The 2126-nt window shown below is 65.4% G+C and carries 3 protein-coding genes; 1 reads left to right on the top strand and 2 read right to left on the bottom strand.

Annotation, left to right across the window (positions count from 1 at the left end; genetic code table 11):
• Nucleotides 1-28: 28 nt before the first annotated feature.
• On the bottom strand, nt 29-307 hold the full coding sequence (locus AC1DWT_RS50970) for a hypothetical protein (protein WP_206015701.1): 279 nt from the start codon (nt 305-307) through the stop codon (nt 29-31).
• Nucleotides 308-488: 181 nt separating this feature from the next.
• Nucleotides 489-653: a hypothetical protein gene (locus AC1DWT_RS50965; RefSeq protein WP_206015700.1), complete on the bottom strand. Its 165-nt coding sequence runs from the start codon at nt 651-653 to the stop codon at nt 489-491.
• A gap of 338 nt (nt 654-991) precedes the next feature.
• Here AC1DWT_RS50965 and AC1DWT_RS50960 point away from each other — a divergent pair, with 338 nt between their 5' ends.
• Nucleotides 992-1129: a hypothetical protein gene (locus AC1DWT_RS50960; protein WP_420855130.1), complete on the top strand. Its 138-nt coding sequence runs from the start codon at nt 992-994 to the stop codon at nt 1127-1129.
• Nucleotides 1130-2126 lie beyond the last annotated feature (997 nt).

Below are 2126 nucleotides of genomic sequence, written 5' to 3'. Positions count from 1 at the left end.
AATCCGCCGGGATCGTCGCCGCTCCCGATCATTGAATGTGCAGACACTTCGCGGTCGCCCACGCATACTGCAGCGCGGCATCGACATGCGCGAGCGCAGCCCGTGCGTCCCGGATCTGGGCCGCGACGACCGCTGCCAAGGCATCCGGATCGGTCGTCGAACCCTCCCCATCACTCCGCAGACCATGGCGGGTGTCCGGCCAATCCTCGATCTCCGCCCGCACCCGCAGGAGCCGGTCCCGGAGCGCCAACACCAACTTCTCAGTGTCCCGCGCATTCTCCCGGTAGGTGCTCGTCGGATCGGCCATGCCCTTTATCCTCCTCTTCCCCTACCCCGGCCGAGACGATCGTTGGCCAGGTCGTCCAGGTAGCGCTCCAGCATGAGTTGATCGACGCCTGTGACGTCGCCGATGGGGTAAGTGAGGACCGGGTGCAACGGGTCACCGTTTGAGATGTCGCCGGTGGTGTGGATCGAGCTGCGTCCGATGCTCAACCACCAGCGGGGACGAACGGTCTGGAGTTCGAGAGGTCCTCCGCACCGATAGTCAGCTGGGCGACCGCGGTGACCTGCCGACGGCATTCGCCGAGCGCCTCCGGGGTGACCCTGGCGGCGTCGAGCCGGTCGCTGAGCGGCCGATCGAGGCAGCTCCACATCCGGAGGGTGTCGAAAGTCAGGTCTGCCCAACCGGTGTGACACGCAACGTCGATACTGCGCGCGGCTGCGCACTCGTCCGCACGGAAGCGTCCGCCGGCCCTGCGACCGGCACCTTCGCTGAAAGTCCACCGTAGAGCTTGCCGATGACCAGGACCTGTCGGCGGAGGCTCCCCTCGGTGATTGATGCCCCGCGGGATACCGATGGGGATGCCGTGGCGTTTCTTCTCGCTGCTACAGGGTCGAGGGGTCCCCGACATCGATCTGGGCCGCCGGTTGGCCGCAGCACGATTCGGCCGACCTTCGATGGCCATGAACATCGTTCGAAACGCGGTCGTTGTTGTGCTCCCCCGAAGTCCTCGCCGCCACCTTCAACACCCACCTCGACGATCTACCGAACTTCCCGTTCACCACCGACGACGGGCTCATCGTCACCCGCACCGACCGCTCGACGAACGCGACGTCCGGCGAAGGCTAACCACCAACCATCCGGACCGCGATCCACAGCCTTCCCCTCCCCGAGCACGGCATCACTGATGATCAACGCTGAGGACCGCGTCGATCAAGAACTGGGCCGGGCCTTCACCGAATGTCCCGGTCTGCCCGCAATGTCGATACTGTGCCCGCGTCGGGACAGGCACACCGACAGATGTACGTCGCCGACCCATTCCCTCGCCCACTGCCTTGATCTACTCGACCGCAACATCGTCTTCGGTCACGTCAGGCACGTGGGGTGGGCTTCGCTTCCCGGGTCGGCGAGAAAGCCTCAGCGGAGATCCCGGCCGGTTCATCCGTGAGCATCGGCGCGACCGCGAAGCGACTGTGCGCTTCAACGATGGCGTCGACTTCGTTGATTCCGGCGGCTGCCCGACGCTTCAGGATATCTGACGTGGGTAGGCAGGTTGGATTGGCCGAACTCAGCAAGCCATTGGCCCGCTCGATCGAGTCGACGCTCGCCCAATCATGCGTGTGCGGGCGACCCCTGCAGGGTTACCGGTATCGGCGGTTCGATTCGCCGTCGATCAAGCGGTAGACGACGTACAGGGAGAACCACGTGATGAGCACAGCCGCGAGAACCAGCAACACCTCGAAAACGATGACCACCGTCACATTCTAGAGCGCTGGGCGGCGGTGATACGTGGGAGGCACCGTCTGGGGCACGAAGGACGGAAGCATCGGTTCTCCGGCGTGTGAACAGTGGTGTGGGCGGGTGGGTGTTCGGCTCGTTGCGGGGCGGGAGCATATCGATTACCCGGATTCCGCGCTGGCGACGTGTTTCGATCCTCACCGGGTCGCATCCCCAAGCGCGGACAAGCGGGGGTGGCGGGAGCACGGCGGAACGGCAACGCGGCCAGCGCCGGGGGTGCGGGCAACCACGCCGGCGTACTGATCTCGTCGAAGTGTGCGGTCAGCCCGCCGCAGTAGGGGTTTCGCCAGGTGGCGAGACGATCAGCAATCGGCAGGTTTGCTCCGCC

Source organism: Rhodococcus sp. P4_B6 (assembly GCF_056402215.1).
The sequence above is the reverse complement of the archived record's forward strand: the minus strand, read 5'-3'. Positions and strand labels throughout refer to the sequence as shown.